A 22,682-nucleotide genomic window follows, 5' to 3' on the forward strand; every position below is an offset into this window, starting at 1 on the left:
TCCGACAGACTGGCGACCTACACCAACGATCCTCCGTGAAGGGGTACTGCCGCGATGAGCGACCAGGGACTGTCCATCTTCGACGACAACGAGCCGGACGAGGACGAGACGAGCCCGGCGGCTGATGACGCGACCCAGGTGATGCCGGTCGTGCCACCCAAGCAGGACGCCCCGAAGCCCGCCCAGGAAGCAGCGCAGAAGCCGGCGCAGGCCGCGCCGGAGAAGCCCGTCGAGCGCACCCAGCAGGCCCCCGTCGTACCCCCGCGGCAGCAGGCGCCGGTCATCCCGCCGGCCCCGGCCCCCGCACGTCCGCAGGCCGCGCCGGCCGCCGCGGTGGGCGCCGGCACGTTCCCAATGGTGCGTCGCGGCTACGACAAGGCCGCCGTCGACGCCCGGCTCCACCAGCTCACGAGCGAGAAGGCCGGGCTGAGCACCAGCCTCAGCGAGTCGGAGCGCCACGTCGTCGAGCTCGAGGCACGGGTGGCGGCTCTCGAGTCCGACCTGAGCGAGCACAAGAACCCGTCGTACGCCGGCCTCGGTGGCCGCGCGAGCGCCATGCTCCGCCTCGCCGAGGAGGAGGCCGCGGAGGTGCGCGACACCGCCCTGCGCGAGGCCGCGGAGATCCGGGAGCAGGCCACGCGCGACGCCAAGGCCATCCGGGCCGACGCGGCCCGCGAGGCCGAGGACATGCGTCTGGTCCAGCTCAAGGAGCTCGACGAGAACCGCACCCGGCTCACGGCAGACGCCCAGCAGGAGCGCGCCCACGCCCAGGCCGAGGCGGCCGACCTGCTCGCGTCTGCCAAGCGGGAGTCCGACCAGATGCGGTTGGCGGCGACCCAGGAGACCAACGAGCTGCGCACCTCCGCCCAGCGCGAGGTCGAGCAGGCGCGCGCCGCCGCGGACCGCGAGGTCCAGGAGGCCCGACGCACGCTCGCCGTCGAGAAGGAGCGGCTCGCTCGCGAGGCGACCGACCACCACTCGAGCGCGACCGCGGAGACCCGCCGGCTGGTCGAGGAGGCGGAGGAGCGCGCCAGCGCCGCCGAGCTGCGTGCCCGCGAGGCGACGGCCCAGGCCAACGAGCACCGCAACCAGGCCAGCACCGAGGCCGAGGCCCTGCTCACCCGGGCCCGCCGCGAGGCCGAGCAGATTGTCGCGTCGGCCCGGTCCCAGGCCGAGTCGATCAGCTCCACCGGCACGGCCGAGGCCGAGCGCGAGCTCGCCGCGGTCCGGTCCGAGGTCGACCGGATGGCCAAGCGTCGCGACGCGATCACCGCCCAGCTCGCCTCGCTGCGTGACGTGGTCGCCGGCTTCGGCGAGGACGAGTGACCCAGACCCCAGCGGGACCCGCGAAGCCCGCGGCGGAGGCCGAGACCGAGGACGACTCCGCGGGCATCCCCGTCGACGAGGACTACCTGGGCGAGCCAGGTCCGCCGCTGGACCGGCACGCACCCTTCTACGTCGGGTTCGTCGGCGGCCTGGGCGTGCTGGTCGCCCTCTGGCTCGCGACGCAGGTCCAGGCGATCGGCTCGACCCTGATGCTGATCGTGGTCTCGCTGTTCCTGGCGGCCGGTCTCGACCCCGCCGTGCGCTTCTTCGAGCGGCGGGGCATGAAGCGCTCGTACGCCGTGCTCACCGTGATCGTGGTCGTGCTGGCCGCGCTCGCGCTCTTCCTGGTCGCGATCGTCCCGGTCATCACCGACCAGGTGAAGGCGCTCACCGACAACGTCCCGCACTGGCTCGACCAGCTCCAGCGCAACCGGCAGGTCCAGCGCCTCGACGACGAGTACGACATCATCGCCAAGATCCAGGACTACGTGACCGCGGGCGACTTCGCGGGCGCGGTCTTCGGGGGCGCGCTCGGGTTCGGGCTGGCGGTGCTCGGAGCACTCTTCAACGGCTTCATCGTGGTCGTGCTGACGCTCTACTTCCTCGCCTCGCTCCAGACCACGAAGTCCGCGCTCTACCAGCTGGCCCCGGCCTCGCGTCGCGACCGGGTCTCACGCCTGGGCGACCGCGTGGTGCGCAGCGTCGGCGGCTACGTCTCCGGCGCGTTCATCGTCGCGATGTGCGCCGGCATCTCGTCGCTGGTCTTCCTGTTCGTCGTCGGCCTGGGCCAGTACGCCGTGGCGCTGGCCTTCGTGGTCGCGCTGCTCGACGTGATCCCGATGATCGGCGCCACGATCGGCGCGGTGATCGTGACCGCGATCGCCTTCGCCGAGGACTGGAGGATCGGCCTCGCGTGCGCGGTGTTCTACATCGTCTACCAGCAGGTCGAGAACTACGTGATCTACCCGCGGGTCATGTCGAAGTCCGTCGACGTGCCCGGTGCGGTCACGGTCATCGCCGCCCTGACCGGTGCGGCCCTGTTCGGCGTCGTCGGCGCGCTGCTCGCGATCCCCACCGCTGCCTCGATCCTGATGCTCACCCGCGAGGTCTGGGTCAGACGCCAGGACCAGCGCTAGCTACGGCAGCTCGAGCGAGTGGTTGACCGCGGTCGTCCGCTCCCCCAGCTTGACCCCGACGACGCCGGCCAGGATCAGCAGGCCGCCGACGAGCTGCACCGCGCGCGGGAGCTCGCCGAGCAGCAGCCACGCGAAGACCACGCCGGCCACGACCTCCAGCAGCGCCACGAACGACGCGAGCCGCGAACCCAGCCGGCGACCGGCGGCGATGCCCGTCGTGTAGGGGACGGCGGCGGTCACGATGCCGAGCACCACGAGCGGCACCCACGGGGCGACGGAGATGTCGGCGTAGCTGACGTGGACGCTCGCGGTGTCGATCGGCATCAGGCCGACGACCCCGACCAGCCCGAGCGCGAGGGCGCCGACCACCAGACCTCCGGCGGCGAGCACCATCGGCGGCATCCCGTTGCCCTCGTCGGCCGAGATGACGAAGTACGTCGCCGCGCCGACCATCGCCGCCAAGGCCCAGAGCACGCCGACCGGGTCCAGGTCGGCGCCGGACAGCAGGTCGAGGACCAGCACCAGCCCGAGCGCAGCCACACCGGCGCCCACCAGGGTGAGCGGACCGGGTCGCTGGCCGTGCCGCAGCCACTGCCAGCAGACCACGGCGGCCGGCGCGGTGTACTCGATCAGCAGGGCCGGACCGACCTGCATGTGAGCGACCGCGGAGAAGTAGCAGAACTGGGCCCCGGCGACCGCGAGGACGCCGTACAGGACGATCAGGCTGGCGTTGCGGCGGAGCAGCTCCCACCGTCCGCGCAGGGCGACCAGGCCGAGCGGCGTGACGACGAGCGCGGCGAGGCCGACACGCACGAAGACGATCGAGCCCGGGCTCCAGCCGGAGTCGAGGAGCGGACGGGCGAGCGGCCCCGAGAGGCCGAAGGTGACCGCCGAGACGACGGCGAACGCCAGACCGGCGGCGACGCGCGATTTTTCCGCGGCGACGGGCGTCGGGCTCGGTTCTTCCGGCGCCAATCTGGACATACCTCATGTTATTCGAGCAGACCCCCGCGCGGTCTCCAACCCCCGAGTAACATGTCAACATGCCGTTGACGGATGACACCGCGATCACGCTGCAGGCAGCAGTCGTGCTGGTGAACACCGCCGTCGTCGGCGAGGACTCCCTCACCACGGTCGAGGACCTCAACGAGTGGTACGACAGGTACCTCTTCACCACCCACCGGGCCACGGATGACGACGAGCTCGACTCGATGCGCGCGATCCGCACGCCGCTCTACGCGCTCCTGAGCGCGGAGCGCAACGATGCGGCCGAGCTGGTCAACGCCATGCTGGCCGAGTCCGGCGCCGTGCCGCAGCTGGTGCGCCACGGCGAGTGGGACTGGCACCTCCACGGTGTCCCGGCGGAGGCTCCCCCGGCGGCCCGGGTGATCGTCGACACGGCGATGGCGATGATCGACATGATCCGCGACGACGAGATGTCGCGCCTCGGCATCTGCGCCGACGAGCACTGCGAGGGCATCGTGCTCGACCTCTCGCGCAACCGCTCGCGCCGCTTCTGCTCGACCAACTGCGGCAACCGCAACGCGGTCGCGGCCTACCGCGCCCGTCAGGCCGCGAAGCCCTGACGGAGGCCGCTCACGGAGCGTCGAGGAACCGCCGGAGCACCTCGGTGAAGACCTCCGGCTGCTCGGAGTGGACCCAGTGGCCGGCGTTCTTGATGGTGACCCGGCGGTTGTGCGGGAACCACCGGTCCATGGCGAGGACGTACTCCGGGCGCACGTAGTCGGAGTTCTGGCCGTTGACCCACAGCGTCTTCCCGTCGTACGGCGCGGTGCCGGCCAGGGCGTCGTCGGGCCATCCGCCGAGGACGGCGAGGTCGCGGCCGAGGACGGCCAGGTTGGGTCGCCACGACCAGACCCCGTCGTCCTGGTGGAGGTTCTGCAGGAGGAAGCTGCGCACGGTGCGGTTGGGCACGGCGTCGACCAGGGCCGCGTCGGCGTCGCTGCGACGCTCGATGCGGCCGAGGTCGATGCCCTGCAGCGCCTGGATGTAGCCGGAGAACTCGCTCATCTTCTGGTAGGCGACCGGCGAGACGTCGACGACGCAGAGCCGTTCGACCAGGGCGGGGTGCCGCAGCGCCAGCACCATGGCCGCCTTGCCGCCCATCGAGTGGCCGACCAGCGCGACCGGGTCGTCCGCGGTGAAGAGCTCGGCGACCTGGTCGGCGACGTCGACGTAGTCGAAGCGGTCGCGCCACGGGGAGCGCCCGTGGTGGGGCATGTCGACCAGGAGGACACGGTGGTCGGTCGCGAGCTCCTTGGCGATCGTGGTCCAGTTCTTGCCCTGCCCGAAGAGCCCGTGGCAGAAGGCGACCAGCGGCCCCTCCTCCCCCAGCAGCCGGGTGTGGAGGGGTGACGTGCTCAGCACCAACGCCGCACCCCGGTCGGGCTCAGGGCGAGGTCGCGGAGCACGACCGGGAGCTGGTCGCCGAAGTGCTCGCAGGTCCAGCGGAAGTCCTTGGCGCGGTACTCGATCGACAGCACCTGGTCGCCGTAGTGGTCGACGTACGACGCGCACTCGCGGTAGCGCCCGCACTCCTCGGCCACCGCGAAGTCGAAGCCGATCTTGGTCCCGTCGTAGCTCGCGAGGTTCTTCTGGCCGGCCGCCAGTCCGGCGTCGTGCGCGCTGCGCACCAGGAGCCGGGCGTAGGCGATCGCGTCGGCCCGGTCCATCAGGCCGTGGCTGCGCGTGAAGGAGTCGAGGTTGTCGTACTCCACCGCGTCGAACCCGTCGTCGGCGCATCCCGCGGTCCAGTCGCCGACGATCTCGGCCAGCGCCGCGCGCTTGGTCGGCGTGCGGAGGTCGAGCAGCCACTCGCCCCACGCCGAGTCCACAACCGCCTTGCCGTGCCGCTTGAGCACCAGCGACCAGTGCTTCTTCCAGAAGGCCTGCTCGTCCTCCTGGGTCTGGAAGCCGTTGACGTAGCAGATGTTGTAGCGGCCGGCCACGGGCTCGGCGTTGCGGTCCCGGGCGACGATGCCGACGTGCGCGGGCACCGGCCGGTTGCCACCGAGCTGGTAGTCGAAGTCGGTGCCGGCGGGGAGCGGATCTGCGTACGCCGGTGGGCCGACCGACACCGCCAGGAGCAGGGCGAGCAGCAGGACGTAACCCCGCGCCCGCGACGGACGTTGACTCGGCACCGATGCACTTCGAGAACGGATCATCGATGCCATCCTCGCGCACCCGCCTCGTCGCGCTCACCTGTGCCCTCTCTGCGGCCCTGTCGCTCACCGGACTCGCGGTCCCCGCGGCCGACGCGGGGCCTGCGCTGGACGTCGCCCACCCCGGGCTCGACCGGTTGCTCGCCGACGGCACCCCGGACGGTCGGGCGATCGTCACCTTCGCCGCTCCCCCGACCCGGACGGAGGTCGCCAGGCTCACCGCGCTCGGTCTCGTCGTGCGGCCGATGACCCACCTGCCGCTCGCCCTGGTCGACGGCCCGGTCGCGGCGATGACGGCGGCCGTCGGCGACGGCATCGGCCTCGACGTCTATCCCGACGAGCAGCTGGACTACCTCGACACCTCGTCCAGCAACGCGATGTCGTCGACGCCGGCTGCGGGCAAGGCGCTCCGCAAGCAGGGCCTGACCGGCACGGGCGTGACCGTCGCCGTCGTCGACTCCGGCTGCGACGCGACCCACGCGGACCTCGCCGACCGGGTCACCCACAACGTGACCCTGGTCAGCCCGGAGTACGCCAACGCCGGCACCCGACCCGCGCTCGTGGTGCCCGTCGACCAGGGCCCGTTGAGCAACACCGACCTGGGCAGCGGCCACGGCACCCACGTGGCCGGCATCATCGCGGCCGACTCGAGGTCGGTCAGCGACGGCAGCCGCTTCGGCGTGGCTCCCGGCGCCGACATCGTCTGCCTGTCGATCGGGCTGGCGCTCTTCACGAGTGCCGTCGTCACGGCCTACGACTACATGCTCGACCAGCCGGACCTGCTCGGCATCGACGTCGTCAACAACTCCTGGGGCAACAGCTATCGCCAGTTCGACCCCCACGACCCGGTCGCCGTTGCCACGAAGGCGGTCGCCGACCGGGGCGTGACGGTCGTGTTCGCAGCCGGCAACTCCGGGGCCGGCAACGTGCCGATGAGCCTCAACCCCTTCTCCCAGGCCCCGTGGGTGATCTCGGTCGCTGCCGGCACCACCGACCGGTTCCGCGGCGACTTCTCCTCCAACGGCCTGGTCCACGACAACTCGCTGCCGACCGACGTCGGCGCGGACGACCACACGATCTTCACCGGCGACCGGATCGGGCTCGTCCATCCCGACATCACGGCGCCGGGCGTCGACATCAGCTCGACGTGCGACAGCGCGGGCACCCTGATCGGACCGTGCGGCCCGGACCAGAACGCCTCCGCGTCGGGCACCTCCATGGCCTCCCCGCACGTCGCGGGCGCGGCAGCGGTGCTGCTGCAGGCCCAGCCGGCCCTGACCCCCGAGCAGGTGCGGCTGGCGCTCCAGGCGACCGCGACGCCGGTCAAGGCCCCCGGCGGCAGGAAGAGGCTGCCGTTCTGGGAGGTCGGCTTCGGCTACACCAACCTGGACAGGGCCGTGCGACTGGTGCAGTCGAAGGGCTGGGCCACCAAGCTCTCCGCAGCGGCCGCCCGGGCCGACCGCCGGGTGCTCGCCGCCGACGGGGCCACCGTCCTGCGGTCCGACTTCTTCGTGCACCCCGCACCGCCGGTCGCCGCGATCGGCACGGACAGCACGACGTACGACGTGCCGGTCGGCCAGCGCACCCGCACGCTCGCCGTGAGCCTGGCGTTCCCGTCCGGCGGGACGGTCGGTGCCAGCCTCTTCAGCTACACCGTCGACGTGATCGACCCGAGCGGCACGGTCGTCGCGACCTCGACCAACGACCCGGTCGCGGGGTCCGGCACCGCGCTGGCGACCGTCGCGCTACCGAAGGGCGCCCCGGCGGGCACCTACTCGTTCCACGTCACGGGCGACTACGCGGTCTCCGACCCGGACACGATCGACAGCGACTCCGTGCTCGGCCGGTTCGTCACGCTCCACGTCGCGCAGCTCGCCCGGGGCTGACACGACTGAGTCACGCGGCGGGCGGCGGGGCGGCAGCGGATCGCCCGCCACCCGTCGCAGCTCCAGCGTACGTTCGCCCGCCAACCGGTCACGCCACGAAAAGTTGTAACAACGAGTTGCAACCCGAGATGCAGTGGGTAGGGGTCTCCGCGATGCCCGAGGGAGGCATCACTCTGGAGGGAGTTCACATGTACAGGCATGTCCGGGCGACGGCAGCAGCCGTCGCCCTCTCGGGGCTCATGACCGGATCGCTGCTCGCCGCACCGGCCGAGGCGACGAAGCCACAGCCGCTCAGGCTCACCTGGAACGCCGACGCGACGACGACGGTGAAGAAGCTGGGGACCGAGATCGCGTTCCCGACCACGCAGTTCACCGGCACGATCAAGCCCCTGAAGCGCAAGCTCAGCGGTCCGCTCACGCTCCCGGCGGCGAAGACTGCCGCGGGGCTGGGCGACCTCGACCTCGTGCACATCACGATGGAGGTCGCCGATCCGTCGCCGGTGAGGGGCTCGATCGACGTCGACGACACGCTGTGGACGATCACCGCGAAGCAGAGCTTCGCCGTCCACATCACCAAGGTCTTCGGGCTCGGCGACCTGATCAACCTGGTGAAGCCCGGTTGTGGCACCGCGCGCACCACGGCCACGCTGCGCGGCACGGTCGACTTCGCCAAGGCCGGCCAGCCGGGCGGGCCGGACGACTACACGATGAGCGGCACCTACCCGATCCCGGAGTTCACCGGGTGCGGCGCGTTGATGGACTCGCTGCTCACCTCGCTGGTGTCCGGACCGGACAACCCGTTGAGCGTCCACTTCACGAGCTGACGGGCTCCGCTTCCTCGGCGGTGAGGGGCTGGGCGATGCTCTCGAGCGACTTGCCCTCCGCCTTCACCCCGAGGAAGGCCTGGACGACTCCGCCGGCGATCATCAGCGCCGCGCCCACGAAGTAGCCGATCGCGATCTTGCTGATGTCACCGCTCTCGGACGCGCGGTCGATCAGCCAGCCGAAGAACAACGGTCCGCTGATGCCGCCGACCGCGGTGCCGATCGCGTAGAAGAACGCGATGCACAGCGCCCGCGTCTCCATCGGGAAGACCTCGCTGGCGGTGAGGTACGCCGCGCTCGCGCCTGCCGACGCGAAGAAGAAGATGATCGCGCCCATCAGCGTGAGGGTCACCGCGGTGACGCTGCCGAGGAAGAGGCCGGTGCCGGCGAGGAGCACCCCCGAGAGGATGTAGGTGCCGGCGATCATCCGGACCCGGCCGACCGTGTCGAAGAGGCGGCTCAGCAGCAGGGCGCCGAGGAAGTTGCTCACGGCGAAGACGGCGATGTAGTAGCCGGTCTGCTTCACCCCGAGGAACGTGGTCAGGGTGTCGCCGTAGGTGAAGAAGAAGGCGTTGTAGAGGAACGCCTGGCCGACGAAGAGCGAGAAGCAGACCAAGGTCCGCTTGGGGTAGAGCGTGAAGACGGTGCGCGCGATCTCGCCCATGCCGATGGCCTTGCGCTGCCGGATCGTGATCGTCTCGTCGACGGAGTCGAGGGGCTTGCCCGTCTCCTCCTCGACGGTGTGCTCGATGCTCCGGACGATCTGCTCGCCCTCGTCCTCGCGGCCGTGGATGAAGAGCCAGCGCGGGCTCTCGGGCACGTGCCGCCGGACGATCAGGACGCCCACGGCCAGGATCGCGCCGAGCCCGAAGGCGAGGCGCCAGCCCCAGGCGGGGTCGATCACGGTCGGGTCGAGCAACGGGATCGTCAGCAGCGCGCCCGCGGCGGCGCCGATCCAGAAGGAGCCGTTGATCGCGACGTCCACCCGGCCGCGGTGCTTGGCGGGGATCAGCTCGTCGATCGCGGAGTTGATGGCGGCGTACTCACCGCCGATGCCCATGCCGGTCAGGAAGCGCGCGCCGAAGTACCACAACGGCGACATCGAGAACGCCGTGAGGACGGTGGCCACGATGTAGACGCCGAGGGTGATCAGGAAGAGCTTCTTGCGGCCGAACCGGTCGGTCAGGTGCCCGAACAGCAACGCACCGAGACACGCGCCCGCCACGTAGATCGAGCCTGCGAGGCCGATGTCGAAGCTGCTGAGACCGAGGCCGGTGTCGCTCGGCTTCAGCGCCTCCGACATCGAGCCGACGATGGTGACCTCGAGCCCGTCGAGGATCCACACGGTCCCGAGGCCGATGACGACCATCCAGTGCCAGCGCGCCCAGGGCAACCGGTCGAGCCGGGCCGGGATGTCCGTCGTGATGCGTCCTGTTTCCACTCCCATGCCGGTGGTCGTACCCGTGTGACGATCGACTCATGCCCGGCGCCAGGATCGTACGACGGGGATACCCGCGACCTTGACCGTCAGGCGAGGCCCTCGAACGGACGGACCTCGACCTTTCCCCGGCACGCCTGGGACCCGGCTGCAGCGAGGCGGAGGGCCGTGTCGAGGTCGGGCACGTCGATCACCCAGAAGCCGCCGAGGTGCTCCTTGGTCTCCAGGTAGGGACCGTCGGTGACGATCGGCGCATCACCCCGGGCGTCGACGACGGTCGCGCTCGCCGCCGCCTGGAGACCGCCGGCGAACACCCAGTGGCCGTCGGCCTTGAGCTGCTCGTTGAAGGCCCCGGTGGCGGCGAACGCCTTCTCCATCTCCTCCCGGGACCCGTAGTCACCGAACTCGGTGCGCTCGGTCGGGCCGTGCACGCTCATCAGGTAGTGCGGCATCGCTCTTCTCCTTCTGACGGGGACGGTGATGAGATTCTCCGCCGTCCTCTGTCGTATCAGTGCCTCCCCGTTCGTGGGAGTGGTGAGACCCACCCACAGAGACGGAGATCGAGATGTCCACCATCGCGCAGTCCACCAGCACCACGACCGAGCGCAGCACCGACCGGCCCACGATCTGGAAGCACGGCCTCGTTGCGGCCGTCGCCGCATCGGTCGCCACCACCGGCCTCGCCGCGATCGCCTCGGCCGCGGGGGTGTCGTTCGCCGACAGCTCCGGCAAGGGCATCCCGATCGCCGGGTTCACCCAGCTCACGCTGGTCTTCTCCCTCATCGGCGTCGCGATGGCGGCCGTCATGGCCCGTCGCGCCCGCCGCCCGCGCACGACCTTCGTGCGCACTGCCGTCGCGCTGACGCTGCTGTCCTTCGTGCCCGACCTGACGTTCGGCTTCGACGCCGCCTCCGCGGCGACCCTCATCGCGCTGCACACCACGGCCGCGGCGATCGTCGTCCCGACCCTCGCGAGCCGGCTCGAGCGTCAGCGCTGCGAGTAGTCCCGGAAGCCGCGCTTGGTCTTGCGACCGAGGTAGCCCGCGGTGACGAGGTGCTCCAGCAGCGGCGCTGGCGCGAAGCCGGGCTCACGGAACTCCAGGTAGAGCTCGCGCTGGATCGCCAGCGACACGTCGTTGCCGACCACGTCGAGCAGCTCGAACGGGCCCATCGGCAGCGCACAGCCCTGCTTCATCGCGGTGTCGATGTCGTCCGCGGTGGCGTAGTGCGCCTCGAGCATCTTCACGGCGTCGTTGAGGTAGGGGAAGAGCAGCGCGTTGACGATGAAGCCGGCCCGGTCACCGCACGAGACGGCGACCTTGCCGACCGTCGCGCACAGCGCCTGGGTGGTCTCGGTGACCTCGTCGGAGGTGACGACGGTCGAGACGACCTCGACCAGCTTCATCACCGGAGCCGGGTTGAAGAAGTGCATGCCGATGACGTCCTGCGGCCGCGAGGTCGCCTGGGCACAGGCGATGATCGGCAGGCTCGAGGTCGTGGTCGCGAGGATCGCGCCGGGCTTGCAGATCTCGTCCAGGTTCTCGAAGAGCGTCGTCTTGATCGCCAGGTCCTCCGCGATCGCCTCGACCACGAGGTCGACGGAGGCGAGGTCGTCGAGTGACGTCGACCCGGTGATCCGGGTCAGCACCTCGGCCTTGGCCTCCTCGGTCGCCCGGCCACGCTGGATCTGCTTGTCGAAGTTCTTGGTGACCGCGGCGACGACGCCGTCGACCTTCTCCTGGCCCCGGCCGATCACCAGCACGTCGTACCCGCTCTTGGCGAAGACCTCGACGATGCCGCTGGCCATGGTGCCCGTGCCGACGACGCCGACCTGCTTGATGTCGTGGCGCAGCTGGGGCTTCGCGTCGGCCGACGGAGTGCGGTCGTCGGCGACGACAACGGGGCTGTCGGGGGCCTCGTAGGTGTAGAAGCCTCGGCCGGTCTTGCGACCGAGCATCCCGGCGGTGACCATCTGCTTGAGGATCGGCGAGGGCGCGTGCAGCCGGTCGCGACCCTGGCGGTACATCGTCTCGAGGATCTCGTACGCCGTGTCGAGGCCGATCAGGTCGAGCAGGGCCAGCGGCCCCATCGGGTAGCCGCAGCCGTAGCGCATCGCGGCGTCGATGTCCTCGCGGGTGGCGTAGCGACCCTCGTACATGGAGACCGCGTGGTTGAGGTAGCCGAACAGCAGCGTGTTGGCGATGAAGCCGGCCTTGTCGCCGCAGATCACAGGGTTCTTGCCGACCGCCTCGACCAGCGTCTTCACGTCGGCGAGCACCTGCTCCTCGGTGACGACGGTCCGGATGATCTCGACCAGGTCCTGCACCGGGGCGGGGTTGAAGAAGTGCACCCCGATCACGCGGCCGGGACGGCCGTTGGCGGTGGAGATCTCCGTGACCGACAGCGACGAGGTGTTGGTCGCGAGGATCGCGTCCGGCGAGACGATGTCGTCGAGCTCGCGGAAGATCTGCTTCTTGAGCTCCAGCGACTCGACGACGGCCTCGACGACCACGTCGGCGTCGGTCAGGTCCTTGAGCGCGGTGGTGAAGGTGATCCGCCCGAGGAGCTCGCCCTGCTCGGCCTCGGTCATCTTCTCGCGCTTCACGGCGCGGGTCGTCGAGTGCTCGAGGTACTGCCGGCCACGGGCCAGCGCCTCGTCGTTCTGCTCGACGCCGACCACGGCGTAGCCGTTGCGCGCGAACACCTCCGCGATGCCGGCACCCATGGTGCCGAGGCCGATGACGCCGATCGTGGTGAAGCTGCGCGACTCAGTCATGCGGCGCATCGTGGCACGGTCGAAGCGCCCTGACTATGGCGTAGTTCACTCGCGAGTAACTTAACGATCCAATCGCTGCACGAGCTTGAGCAGGTGCCCCTCCGGATCGCTCAGCCAGGCGAACCGGAGCCGCCCGTCGGGCGAGTCCACGGGCGGCTGCGCGTCGACTCCCCCGGCGGCGCTCGCCCGGGCGTACGCCGCCTCGAGGTCGTCGCACCAGAACACCAGCTCCGTCGAGCGGCGATCCGGCGCGACGTCGAGGGCGTAGTCGTTGCCCGCCGCGGCCGACGTCAGTCCGATGGTGAACCCCGGACCGGCGACCTCGACCATGACGGGCGCGCCCGTGGCCGGCGTACGGAACCGCTCGGCGCAGCCGAGTCCGCGGTAGAACGCAGCGCAGCCCTCGACGTCGTCGCAGTAGAGGTTGACCTGGGCGCCCACGAACATGCGACCACTGTAGATTCGTCGCCCGTGAGACTCGTCGTAGCAACGTGCCAGGTCGACTACGCCGGGCGGCTGACCGCCCACCTCCCCCTGGCCACCCGGGTCCTGATGATCAAGGCCGACGGGTCGGTGCTCGTGCACTCCGACGGCGGCTCCTACAAGCCGCTCAACTGGATGTCGCCGCCGTGCACCTTGCGGGAGGGCACCACCGAGGACGGTCAGGTCGAGTGGATCGTGACCAACCCCAAGACCGACGACACCCTCCGGATCCTGCTCGCCGAGATCTTCAGCGACTCCAGCCACGACCTCGGCATCGACCCCGGCCTGCAGAAGGACGGCGTCGAGAAGCACCTCCAGGAGCTGCTCGCCGACCACCCGGCGACCCTGTCGCCCGGCCTCACCCTCGTACGCCGGGAGTTCCCGACCGCGATCGGCCCGGTCGACCTGATGTGCCGCGACGAGGCCGGCGCCTCCGTCGCGGTCGAGATCAAGCGCCGCGGGGACATCGACGGCGTCGAGCAGCTCACCCGCTACCTCGAGCTGCTCAACCGCGACCCGCTGCTCACGACGAAGGGCGAGGTCAAGGGCATCTTCGCCGCCCAGGAGATCAAGCCCCAGGCACGCGTGCTGGCGACCGACCGTGGCATCGCCTGCGCCGTCGTCGACTACGACGCCCTGCGCGGGCTGGACGACCCGAGCCACCGGCTCTTCTGACCCACTCCCCGCTCGCGGTCCGAACACTGTCGCGCGGCTGCGGCTCGTCGAACAAGCCCATCTGACCTATACCCACGCGCAGGCTCGGCGCGCACAGTGGGGTCATGCCATTGCCCTCATCTCGGAGGTCCGTCGACCGATGAGTACGTCGTCATGACATACCTCCTCGGAACCACCGTGAGCGCACCCTCGATCCACGGCACCCTCGCGCGTCTCACCGGCGTCCTGGCGCTCGTCGCCGCGGCCCTCGTCACCTCGTCGCCGGCCCCAGCCGTGGACCACCCCGCCGCCAGGCGCACGGGCTCCCCCATCTGGGCCGGCGGCAACGGCGTGGTGGCGCTCGACTGGGGTGACCTCGACAGGACCCCGCAAGCGAGTCGCAGCGACGTCGTCGTGATGCAGTCCTGGGAGTACCCCCGCATCCCCCAGCTGCGCCGAGACCATCCCGGCATCACGATCCTGATGTACAAGGACGCCTCGGCCGTCGTCCAGGAGGCCGAGTCGGTCACCGGGCGCTTCCCCGCCGGGATGGGCTACGACTGGGTCGCCGCGCACCACCCCTCGTGGCTCCTCCACGACCGCGCCGGGCGCACGATCGAGTGGTCCGACTGGCGCGGGCTCTACCCGATGAACATCGCGAACGTCGACTACCAGCGGACCTGGACCGACAACGTCCTCGGCGAGCTGCGCGCCCAGGACTGGGACGGCGTGATGATGGACGACGTCCTCACCCGACTCAGCCACACGACGGTCGACAACCGGATGTCGACCGCGATCCCCGACGACCAGGCGCAGTTCGACGCCACCGGATCCTTCCTCGCCGGCGTCGCCCCGCAGATCCGCAAGGCCGGCTACCTCGCCGTCCCCAACGTGTCTCTGGAGTGGAACAACTGGCGCCACGCGCTCGGCGACTGGACCCGGTACGTCTCGGGCTGGGAGAACGAGCACTTCACCAACTGGTACGACGCCCCCGACCGGTTCGTCGGTGCCGACTGGCGCTGGAAGGTCGACATGGCCACCTGGCTGGCCAACCGCGACGTGCCCCTGCTCGCCGTCAGCTACGGCTCCGCGGACGACCAGGTCGGCCAGACCTACCACCGCGCCACCTGGCTGCTCACCTGGAACGGTCACACGGGAGCCAGCTCCTACGTGCCGGACGAGGTCGCGTCCAGCCACTGGCTGCCGGCCGCGACCCGGAGCGTGGGCAGCCCGAGCGGCCCGGCCGTCGAGCTCGCCGACGGCACCTGGATCCGCGCGTACACCGGCGGGATCGTCGCGGTGAACCCGACCGCCGAGACCCACACCGTCCCGCTCGGCGGTCAGTACGTGCGGCGCTCGGCTCGGGTGAGCTCGGTCCAGCTCGCTCCGACGACCGGCGCGATCCTCTCCCGGTAGGCGGCCCGGCACCGCGATATCCGGTGGCCACCCACCGCACGCGCCGACCACGATGGGGCGCATGCGCGAGAACTTCTTCGACACCGACGTGGCCGAGCGGTACGACGACCCGGAGGACCCGATGTTCTCGCCGGAGGTGCTCGGGCCGACGGTCGACTTCCTGGTCGACCTGGCCAGCGGGCAGGCGGCGCTGGAGCTGGCGATCGGCACCGGTCGGGTGGCCCTGCCGCTGAGCGAGCGCGGCGTGCACGTGCACGGGATCGAGCTGTCGGAGGCGATGGTCGAGCAGCTGCGGGCCAAGCCGGGCGCTGGGGCGATCGACGTCGCGATCGGCGACATGACGTCGACCCGCGTCGAGGGTCGCTTCGGACTCGTCTACCTGGTCTTCAACACCATCGGCAACGTGACGACCCAGGAGGACCAGGCCGCGGTCTTCGCCAACGCCGCCGCCCACCTCCAGGCCGGCGGCCGCTTCGTGGTCGAGAACCAGGTCCCGGTCGTGCGCAAGATCCCGCAGGGCGAGCGGTTCGCGGTGTTCGACCACACCGAGAGCCACGTCGGGATCGACGAGTACGACCTGACCACCCAGCTGATGTGGTCGCACCACTACTCCTCCGACGACGGCGTCACCTACCGCCGCAGCTCGGTGCCGTTCCGCTACGTCTGGCCGGCCGAGCTCGACCTGATGGCGCGCATGGCCGGGATGCGCCTGCGCGAGCGCTGGGCCGACTGGGACCGGTCGCCGTTCACGGGCGAGAGCCCCCAGCACGTCTCGGTGTGGGAGAAGGTGTGACCATGCGGATCTTCCACATCGCCACCGCCGCCGACTGGGCCGCCGCCCAGCAGTCCGGCGCCTACACGACCTCCACCCGCGGGGTGACCCTCGAGCAGGAGGGCTACATCCACGCCAGCCGCACCGACCAGTGGGAGGGCGTGCGCGCGGCCTACTACGCCGACGTCGACGAGCCGCTGGTGCTGCTGGAGATCGACACCGACCTGCTCGACGTGCCCGTGGTCGAGGAGGTCCCGGCGCCCGGCATGACCGAGACCTTCCCGCACGTGTACGGCGCGATCGCGCCCACCGCCGTCGTCGGCGTGACCCCGCTCTAGGTCGCGTAAGGCACGGCCAGGCGGACGACGGTCCCGACGCCGACCTCGCTGTCCAGGTCGACCCAGCCACCGTGCGCCTCCACGATCGCCCGGACGATCGGGAGACCGAGGCCCGCACCCTGGGTCTGGGTCTCGATCGCGCTCGGCGCGCGGTAGAGCCGGTCGAAGAGCTTGGTGCGCTCGTCGGGCGAGACACCCATGCCCGTGTCGCGCACCTCGAGGATGCCCATCGACCCGTGGTCGCTGAGCGACAGGTGCACCTGACCTCCCGGCCGGGTGAACTTGAGCGCGTTGGTGACCAGGTTCTCGGTCGCCTGCACCAGCCGGTAGAAGTCGCCCATCACCGGTGGGACGGGATCGTCGACGAGCACCAGCTCGATGCCACGCTCGCGGGCACGCAGTGCGTGGTCGGAGACGACCCGCTTGGCGACCGCGTGCAGCGCCACCGGCGACCGGTTGACCCGCAGCCGCTCGCCGTCGAGGAAGGCCAGGGTGAGCAGGTCGTCGACGAGCTGCAGCTCCCGGGTGGCGTTGCGCTCGATCACCCCGAGGAGCTTGCGGGCGCGGCGGCTGAGGTCGACCTCGTCGAGGTCGGACAACAGCTCGGCGTACCCGATGATCGACGTCAGGGGCGTGCGCAGCTCGTGGGACACCGTCGCGATCAGGTCGTCGCGGAGCCGCTGTGACTCTTCCTGGATCCGGAGCCGGTCCGTGATGTCGCGCATCGCGACCGAGACCAGCACCCCCTCGTCGGTGGTGAGGGGCGCGATCGAGATCTCGGCCGGGACCAGGTGACCCTCGCGGTGCAGCACGTGGAGCTCCTGGCTGACCCCCATCGGCAGTGCGTTCGGCAGCGCGAGGTAGCGCATGAACCCGGCGAAGCTCGCCTCCCGCCGGTCCGGCGGCACCAGCAGGTCCACGCGGTGGCCGACGAGCTCGTTGCGCGGATAGCCGAAGACCTCGCTCATCCGCTTGTTGGCGAGCACGATGAGGCCCTCGGAGTCGACGATGACCGTCGCGTCGGGTGCCGCCTCGAGCAGGCTGCGGAACCGCTCCTCGTCGCGGATCCGCGCGCTGATGTCACGCACGGTGGCGGAGACGTAGTGGTCCCCGTCCGCCTCGATCGGCGCGAGCGAGATCTCGGCCGGGAACTCGGTGCCGTCGCTGCGTTCGGCGGCCAGGCGCAGCAGCCCCATCGGGCGCGGGTTGGGGGCTGCGAGGAAGCTGGACCGCCGGTCCGGGTGCCCGTCGCGGAACCGCGTCGGGACCAGCGTCTCGATCGGCTGACCCAGGAGCGCCTCGGGCTCCCGGCCGAAGACCTCCCGGCACTGGGCGTTCGCCAGGACGATCACCCCCTGACCGTCGACGATCACCACCGCGTCCGGGACCGCCTCGAAAGCGCCACGGAACAGCGCGTCCGAGTACTGGCTCACGATGCGACTCTAGCGACGAGTTGAACGATTAATCACCCCTGACTAGCGCTCTCGGGTCACGTGCGGGCCAGCGCCACCACGTCGTCGGCGACACCCCAGCTCAGCGTCACGCCCGCGCCGCCGTGGCCGTAGCAGTGCACGACGTCGCCCACCCGCTCGAGCCGGACCGCCGGCCGGACCGGCCGCAGCCCGACCTTGTGGCGCAGCACCCGGGCCGATCTCAGCTCGGGCACCAGCCGGGTCGCCCGCGCCAGGATCTCGGCCGCGGTCTCCGGCGACGGGGTCCGGCTCCACTCCCCCTCGACGTCGGTCCCACCGACCACGATGTCGTGCTCGCGCGGCACGACGTACGTCGGTCCGGCGGAGTCCAGCCACCAGCGGTCCAGGCCGATCTGCTCCACCACCACGACCTGCCCGCGCACCGGCACGACGGTCCGGTCGGCGCCGAGCAGGCGGGCGCCGAGGCCGGAGCAGTTGACGACGAGGTCGGCGCCGCACGGCAGCGCCGACAGGTTGAGACGGGTGAGGGTCCCGCCGAGCCCGGTGACGCGCCCGGCCAGCCAGTCGAGGTAGACCGCCATGTCGGCGACGGCCGTGGTGAAGCTCCACCCGCCGGCCCACCCGTCCGGCACGGCGTCGGTGTGCTCCAGGCTCGGCACCGCCGCGTGCCACCAGGGCTCCGGTCGCGGACCGGAGAGCACCTCGGTGCCGGGCAGCATCCGCACCCCGCTCTCGGGATCCGTGTCGGAGAGCGCGTCGAAGACGGCGTACGACGTCCGCGCCCACGCGGCCACCCGGTCCTGGGGCAGCGCGCGGTAGGGGTACCAGAGCGCCGCCGCGATGGCGGAGGTCGTCTCGCGGGGCAGGTCGCGCGCGACCACGTCGACGCGGTGCCCGGCCTCGAGCAGCCGCAGGGCGCAGGTCAGACCGACGACACCGGCCCCGACCACGATCACCCTCGCCATGCGTGCAGTCTGGCCGACCGCCCGCGCGGGCAAGGTCACATTTCACCCTGCATCGCTATTGACGTAGGTTCAACAACGTGAGGCTGACCATGCTCGGAGTCCTGACCGCACTGCTGGGCGCGCTGCTCGTCGCGCCCCTCTCCCCCGCGCCGGCGACCGCCGGGGCGTCGGGCCGCCCTCGCGACGTGGTGTCGCGGGGCGTGGTCTTCGACGTCGAGAACACCAACGACACCGCGGCCCTGTGCTCGCCCGACGACCAGTCCTACCAGCTCCGGGGACGGCTGATCGGCCCGCGTCGCGACATCGACGAGCAGGGCGACGCGCTGCGCGTCAACGTCCTCGTGCACGACCTCGGCACCGGCTCCTGGTTCTGGACCCTGCCCGGGCACGCGTCCTACGACTACGCCACCCGGCTCGCCCGTCATGGCGAGACCTCGCTGGTGCTGGACCGGCTCGGCTACGGCAGGAGCAAGCTCGACGACGGCGACGCGACCTGCCTCGGCGCCCAGGCCGACATGCTCCACCAGGTCGTCCAGCACCTGCGCTCGGGCCGCTACGACTTCGCCTCCCCCGTCCCCGGCGTCACCTCCACCCCGGCGGCCGCGCACGTGGTGACGCAGGGACACGCCGTCGGCGCCGAGATCGCCCAGCTGGAGGCCTCGACCTTCGACGACGTCGACGGGCTGGTGCTGATGTCGTGGGCGGCCGGAGGGGCGACCTCACTGGCCACCCGCACGGCCGCCGCTCAGACCCGGGCCTGCGGGTCGACCGACTACGCCCCGCTGGCCACCAGCGGCTCCGACTACCGCGCCCTGCTCTTCGCGAGCGCACCCAGAGGCGTCCAGCAGACCGCAGCGCGGCTGCGGCCGAAGGACCCCTGCGGCGACGTCACCTCGTCCGCCGCGATGGCGCTGGCGACCGGGCTCGGCGCCGGGCAGGTCGATGCTCCCGTGCTGCTGCTCTACGGCAGCAAGGACGCGCTGACCAACCCCCGCGCGCGCGAGAGCCAGGCCGCGTCGTACCCGACCGAGGTCACGACCCACACCTTCCAGGGCGCGGGAAGCGCGCTGCCGCTCGAGAAGCCGAGGGCCGTGCGGTCCGTCGTGCTGCGCTGGTTGCGCTGACGCCTAGGCGCCGGCCTGGCGCGGCGCGGTCGGGTCGTTCTCGCCGCCGCCCTGCTCGCGCGCGACGTACTCCTCGATGTCCTCGACGTCGTCGGTGTTGCGCTTCACCACGGCCAGCAGGTCGCTCATCGTGGCGACCTCCTCGACCTGCTCCTTGATGAACCACTGCATGAACTGCTCGGAGGCGAAGTCGAACTCCTCGCGGGCGATCCGCAGCAGACCGTTGATCTGGTCGGTGACCCGCTTCTCCTGCTCGAGCGCGAGGGCGACCGGCGCCACCACGTCGGCGAAGTCGTTGACCGGCGCCTCGACGGCCGGGATGACGACCTTGGCGTCGGTGTCCAGGAGGTACTGGATCATCATCGCGGAGTGCGCGCGCTCCTCGAGAGCCTGGGCGTAGAAGAACGCCGCCATCTGCGGCATCGTCAGGTCGTCGTAGTAGACCGCGCAGGCGAGGTACTGGTTGTGCGCGGCCAGCTCGTTCCCGATCTGGACGTTGAGCTGGTCGGTGAATCGGGGGGCGGCCACGGGGTGCTCCTCGGGGTCGGCGGTCAGGTGGGTCAGCGCAGGTCAGGCAGCCTTGGCGAGCTTCTTCTTGGTGACCTTCTTGCCGTCGACCCGGACGAGCTCGCGCTTCTTGACGGTATACCCGGAGGGGAGGGTGCCGTCCTTGAGCATGCGCAGTGGACACCGGCCGCACTTCGACTTCGAGACGCAGCACTTCGTCTTGGGCAGCTTGCCCTTCTTCGCCTTCCCCACCTACGCAAGGTAGCACAATCTTAGGCGAGCCTTACCTCAGCATGACCCGATCGACATCGGTCAGTCGAGGCCGTTGGCCTCGCGGATCACATCGACGATGCCACCCATGATCTCGGTCAGCCCGTAGTCCTTGGGCGTGTAGACGGCCGCCACCCCGAGCTCGCGCAGCCGGCGGCCGTCGGAGTCGGGGATGATCCCGCCGACGATGACGGGGACGTCGCTGAGCCCGGCATCACGGAGCCCGTCGAGCACGTCGGGCACCAGCTCCATGTGGGACCCGGACAGGATCGAGAGGCCGATGCAGTGCACGTCCTCGGCGATCGCCGCGGCGACGATCTGCTCGGGGGTGAGCCGGATGCCTTGATAGATGACCTCGAAACCCGCGTCGCGGGCGCGTACGGCGACCTGCTCGGCGCCGTTCGAGTGCCCGTCGAGGCCGGGCTTGCCGACCAGCAGCCGCAGCCGCCCGCCCAGCTCCTCGCCGGTGGCCTTGACCCGTTCGCGGACCGCGGCCAGCTCGGCGCCGGCGTCGCCCGCCATCGACAGCGCGACCGCGCCGGTGACGCCGGTCGGACCGCGGTACTCGCCGAACACCTCGCGCAGCGTGGCCGCCCACTCCCCCGTGGTCGCGCCCGCACGGGCGGCGGCCAGGGTCGGTGCCATCAGGTTGGTGTCGGTCTTCGCAGCGGCGGCGAGCGCCGCCAGCGCCTCGGCGACCTCGGTCTCGTCGCGCTGGGCCTTCCACTGCTCGACGCTCGCGAGCGCGGTCTTCTCGGCCTCGGGATCCGCGGCCATGATCGCGCCGTCGAGGTCGGCGGTCAGCGGCGAGGGCTCGGTCGTCTCGTACTTGTTGACGCCGACGATGACCTCGTCGCCGGACTCGATCCGCGCCCGGCGGGCGGCGTGGGAGGAGACCAGCTCGGACTTCATGTACTCGACGGCGGCGATCGCGCCGCCCATCGCCTGGACCCGGTCGATCTCGGCCTTCGCGCCCTCGACCAGCTCGGCGACCTTCGCCTCGATGACGTGCGAGCCCTCGAAGATGTCGTCGTACTCCAGCAGGTCGGACTCGAAGGCGAGCACCTGCTGCAGCCGCAGCGACCACTGCTGGTCCCACGGCCGGGGCAGGCCGAGCGCCTCGTTCCACGCCGGCAGCTGGACGGCGCGGGCGCGGGCGTCCTTGGAGAGCGTCACGCCGAGCATCTCGAGCACGATCCGCTGGACGTTGTTCTCGGGCTGCGCCTCGGTGAGGCCCAGCGAGTTGACCTGGACGCCGTAGCGGAAGCGGCGCATCTTCGGGTCCTGGACGCCGTACCGCTCCCGGGTGATCTCGTCCCAGAGCCGGCCGAAGGCCCGCATCTTGCAGGTCTCCTCGATGAAGCGGACGCCGGCGTTGACGAAGAAGGAGATCCGGCCGACGACCTTCTCGAAGTCGTCCTCCGACACCTGGCCGGAGTCGCGGACCTGGTCGAGCACGGCGATCGCGGTGCTCAGCGCGAAGGCGAGCTCCTGCGTCGGCGTCGCGCCGGCCTCCTGCAGGTGGTAGCTGCAGATGTTGATCGGGTTCCACTTCGGGATCTGGTGGACCGTGTAGGAGATGACGTCGGCGATCAGCCGCATCGAGGCCTCGGGCGGGAACGCGTAGGTCCCGCGGGAGAGGTACTCCTTGATGATGTCGTTCTGGGTGGTCCCGGCCAGCTGGGCGGCGACCTCCTCGGGCGACGAGTCGGGGTTCTGCTCCTCCGCGACGACCTGGTACATCGCGAGCATCCACATCGCGACGGCGTTGATCGTCATCGAGGTGTTCATCTCGGTGAGCGGGATGTCCTCGAAGAGGCGCCGCATCTCACCGAGGTGAGGGACGGGTACGCCGACCTTGCCGACCTCACCGCGCGCGAGCGGCGAGTCGGGGTCGTAGCCGGTCTGGGTCGGCAGGTCGAAGGCGACCGAGAGACCGGTCTGGCCCTTCGCGAGGTTGGTGCGGTACAGCTCGTTGGACGCCGCGGCGGTCGAGTGCCCGGAGTACGTGCGCATCAACCACGGCCGGTCCTTCGCGTGGCTCGCTGCCTTCTCGCTCATGGGACCGAGGGTAGGACGAGACCTACCGAGAAGTAACCGCCTGCCCGTGTGGCTTATCCGACACGTCGCCGGTCACGGTCGGCCATGGTCGG

23 protein-coding genes are annotated in these 22,682 nt (G+C 70.8%); 11 read left to right on the forward strand and 12 right to left on the reverse strand.

Annotated features, from left to right (window positions below):
* The first annotated feature begins 54 nt into the window (after positions 1-54).
* Together ABLE68_RS00825 and ABLE68_RS00830 are read left to right on the forward strand one after the other, a co-directional pair.
* A complete protein-coding gene (locus ABLE68_RS00825) occupies positions 55-1,326 on the forward strand; it encodes a coiled-coil domain-containing protein (RefSeq protein WP_348869165.1) in 1,272 nt (423 codons plus the stop codon).
* Positions 1,323-2,462 (forward strand): AI-2E family transporter, encoded by a 1,140-nt coding sequence (locus tag ABLE68_RS00830; protein WP_348869166.1) that lies wholly within the window; start codon positions 1,323-1,325, stop codon positions 2,460-2,462. Before ABLE68_RS00825 ends, ABLE68_RS00830 begins: the two co-directional genes overlap by 4 nt.
* Here the strand turns inward: ABLE68_RS00830 and ABLE68_RS00835 are convergent, their stop codons facing one another.
* Positions 2,463-3,446 (reverse strand): EamA family transporter, encoded by a 984-nt coding sequence (locus ABLE68_RS00835; protein ID WP_348869167.1) that lies wholly within the window; start codon positions 3,444-3,446, stop codon positions 2,463-2,465.
* Positions 3,447-3,505: 59 nt separating this feature from the next.
* Between ABLE68_RS00835 and ABLE68_RS00840 the strand changes: the two genes are divergently transcribed.
* Entirely contained in the window at positions 3,506-4,048 is a 543-nt protein-coding gene (locus ABLE68_RS00840) for a CGNR zinc finger domain-containing protein (RefSeq protein WP_348869168.1), read from the forward strand.
* Positions 4,049-4,058: 10 nt separating this feature from the next.
* On the opposite strand, the gene ABLE68_RS00845 is transcribed toward ABLE68_RS00840, so the two are convergent.
* Positions 4,059-4,850 carry an alpha/beta fold hydrolase gene (locus ABLE68_RS00845; RefSeq protein ID WP_348873217.1) on the reverse strand — a complete coding sequence of 264 codons (792 nt, stop codon included), beginning with the start codon at positions 4,848-4,850 and terminating at the stop codon, positions 4,059-4,061.
* Positions 4,844-5,647, reverse strand: coding sequence for an endo alpha-1,4 polygalactosaminidase (locus ABLE68_RS00850; protein WP_348869169.1), 804 nt, complete (start codon positions 5,645-5,647; stop codon positions 4,844-4,846). Before ABLE68_RS00850 ends, ABLE68_RS00845 begins: the two co-directional genes overlap by 7 nt.
* 2 nt (positions 5,648-5,649) lie before the next feature.
* Here ABLE68_RS00850 and ABLE68_RS00855 point away from each other — a divergent pair, with 2 nt between their 5' ends.
* Complete coding sequence (locus tag ABLE68_RS00855) at positions 5,650-7,530, forward strand: S8 family serine peptidase (RefSeq protein ID WP_348869170.1); 1,881 nt, start codon at positions 5,650-5,652, stop codon at positions 7,528-7,530.
* A 188-nt stretch (positions 7,531-7,718) separates the two neighbouring features.
* Positions 7,719-8,354: a hypothetical protein gene (locus tag ABLE68_RS00860; RefSeq protein ID WP_348869171.1), complete on the forward strand. Its 636-nt coding sequence runs from the start codon at positions 7,719-7,721 to the stop codon at positions 8,352-8,354.
* Here ABLE68_RS00860 and ABLE68_RS00865 read toward each other — a convergent pair.
* Both ABLE68_RS00865 and ABLE68_RS00870 read right to left on the reverse strand, forming a co-directional pair.
* Complete coding sequence (locus ABLE68_RS00865) at positions 8,344-9,801, reverse strand: MFS transporter (RefSeq protein ID WP_348869172.1); 1,458 nt, start codon at positions 9,799-9,801, stop codon at positions 8,344-8,346. The genes ABLE68_RS00860 and ABLE68_RS00865 overlap by 11 nt on opposite strands.
* Before the next feature lie 80 nt (positions 9,802-9,881).
* Positions 9,882-10,244, reverse strand: a complete 363-nt coding sequence (locus ABLE68_RS00870; RefSeq protein ID WP_348869173.1) for a YciI family protein — start codon at positions 10,242-10,244, stop codon at positions 9,882-9,884.
* Between the two features lie 113 nt (positions 10,245-10,357).
* Here ABLE68_RS00870 and ABLE68_RS00875 point away from each other — a divergent pair, with 113 nt between their 5' ends.
* A complete protein-coding gene (locus tag ABLE68_RS00875; protein WP_348869174.1) occupies positions 10,358-10,795 on the forward strand; it encodes a DUF6069 family protein in 438 nt (145 codons plus the stop codon).
* On the opposite strand, the gene ABLE68_RS00880 is transcribed toward ABLE68_RS00875, so the two are convergent.
* Together ABLE68_RS00880 and ABLE68_RS00885 are read right to left on the reverse strand one after the other, a co-directional pair.
* Positions 10,780-12,567, reverse strand: a complete 1,788-nt coding sequence (locus ABLE68_RS00880) for a 3-hydroxyacyl-CoA dehydrogenase family protein (protein WP_348869175.1) — start codon at positions 12,565-12,567, stop codon at positions 10,780-10,782. The genes ABLE68_RS00875 and ABLE68_RS00880 overlap by 16 nt on opposite strands.
* Positions 12,568-12,627: 60 nt before the next feature.
* Positions 12,628-13,014, reverse strand: a complete 387-nt coding sequence (locus ABLE68_RS00885) for a VOC family protein (protein WP_348869176.1) — start codon at positions 13,012-13,014, stop codon at positions 12,628-12,630.
* 24 nt (positions 13,015-13,038) lie between these two features.
* Here ABLE68_RS00885 and nucS point away from each other — a divergent pair, with 24 nt between their 5' ends.
* The 4 genes from nucS (at position 13,039) to ABLE68_RS00905 (ending at position 16,230) form a co-directional block, all read left to right on the forward strand.
* Positions 13,039-13,725 carry an endonuclease NucS gene (gene nucS, locus ABLE68_RS00890; protein WP_348869177.1) on the forward strand — a complete coding sequence of 229 codons (687 nt, stop codon included), beginning with the start codon at positions 13,039-13,041 and terminating at the stop codon, positions 13,723-13,725.
* 153 nt (positions 13,726-13,878) lie between these two features.
* Entirely contained in the window at positions 13,879-15,120 is a 1,242-nt protein-coding gene (locus ABLE68_RS00895) for a putative glycoside hydrolase (protein ID WP_348869178.1), read from the forward strand.
* 61 nt (positions 15,121-15,181) lie between these two features.
* Positions 15,182-15,913: a methyltransferase domain-containing protein gene (locus ABLE68_RS00900; RefSeq protein WP_348869179.1), complete on the forward strand. Its 732-nt coding sequence runs from the start codon at positions 15,182-15,184 to the stop codon at positions 15,911-15,913.
* A 2-nt stretch (positions 15,914-15,915) separates the two neighbouring features.
* Complete coding sequence (locus ABLE68_RS00905) at positions 15,916-16,230, forward strand: DUF952 domain-containing protein (protein WP_348869180.1); 315 nt, start codon at positions 15,916-15,918, stop codon at positions 16,228-16,230.
* Here the strand turns inward: ABLE68_RS00905 and ABLE68_RS00910 are convergent.
* Together ABLE68_RS00910 and ABLE68_RS00915 are read right to left on the reverse strand one after the other, a co-directional pair.
* Positions 16,227-17,663 carry a PAS domain S-box protein gene (locus tag ABLE68_RS00910; protein ID WP_348869181.1) on the reverse strand — a complete coding sequence of 479 codons (1,437 nt, stop codon included), beginning with the start codon at positions 17,661-17,663 and terminating at the stop codon, positions 16,227-16,229. The genes ABLE68_RS00905 and ABLE68_RS00910 overlap by 4 nt on opposite strands.
* A 56-nt stretch (positions 17,664-17,719) precedes the next feature.
* Complete coding sequence (locus tag ABLE68_RS00915; RefSeq protein WP_348869182.1) at positions 17,720-18,628, reverse strand: FAD-dependent oxidoreductase; 909 nt, start codon at positions 18,626-18,628, stop codon at positions 17,720-17,722.
* 77 nt (positions 18,629-18,705) lie between these two features.
* Between ABLE68_RS00915 and ABLE68_RS00920 the strand changes: the two genes are divergently transcribed.
* Positions 18,706-19,752, forward strand: a complete 1,047-nt coding sequence (locus ABLE68_RS00920; RefSeq protein WP_348869183.1) for an alpha/beta fold hydrolase — start codon at positions 18,706-18,708, stop codon at positions 19,750-19,752.
* A gap of 3 nt (positions 19,753-19,755) precedes the next feature.
* Here the strand turns inward: ABLE68_RS00920 and ABLE68_RS00925 are convergent, their stop codons facing one another.
* From ABLE68_RS00925 to ABLE68_RS00935, 3 genes are read right to left on the reverse strand one after another with little or no spacing between them, the layout of a single operon-like run.
* Positions 19,756-20,280: a ferritin gene (locus ABLE68_RS00925; RefSeq protein ID WP_348869184.1), complete on the reverse strand. Its 525-nt coding sequence runs from the start codon at positions 20,278-20,280 to the stop codon at positions 19,756-19,758.
* Between the two features lie 42 nt (positions 20,281-20,322).
* Entirely contained in the window at positions 20,323-20,511 is a 189-nt protein-coding gene (locus ABLE68_RS00930; protein ID WP_348869185.1) for a hypothetical protein, read from the reverse strand.
* A 60-nt stretch (positions 20,512-20,571) separates the two neighbouring features.
* Positions 20,572-22,590: a protein meaA gene (locus ABLE68_RS00935; RefSeq protein WP_348869186.1), complete on the reverse strand. Its 2,019-nt coding sequence runs from the start codon at positions 22,588-22,590 to the stop codon at positions 20,572-20,574.
* Positions 22,591-22,682 lie beyond the last annotated feature (92 nt).

The organism is Nocardioides pollutisoli (assembly GCF_040045055.1).
Classification (GTDB): Bacteria; Actinomycetota; Actinomycetes; order Propionibacteriales; family Nocardioidaceae; genus Nocardioides; species Nocardioides tweenelious.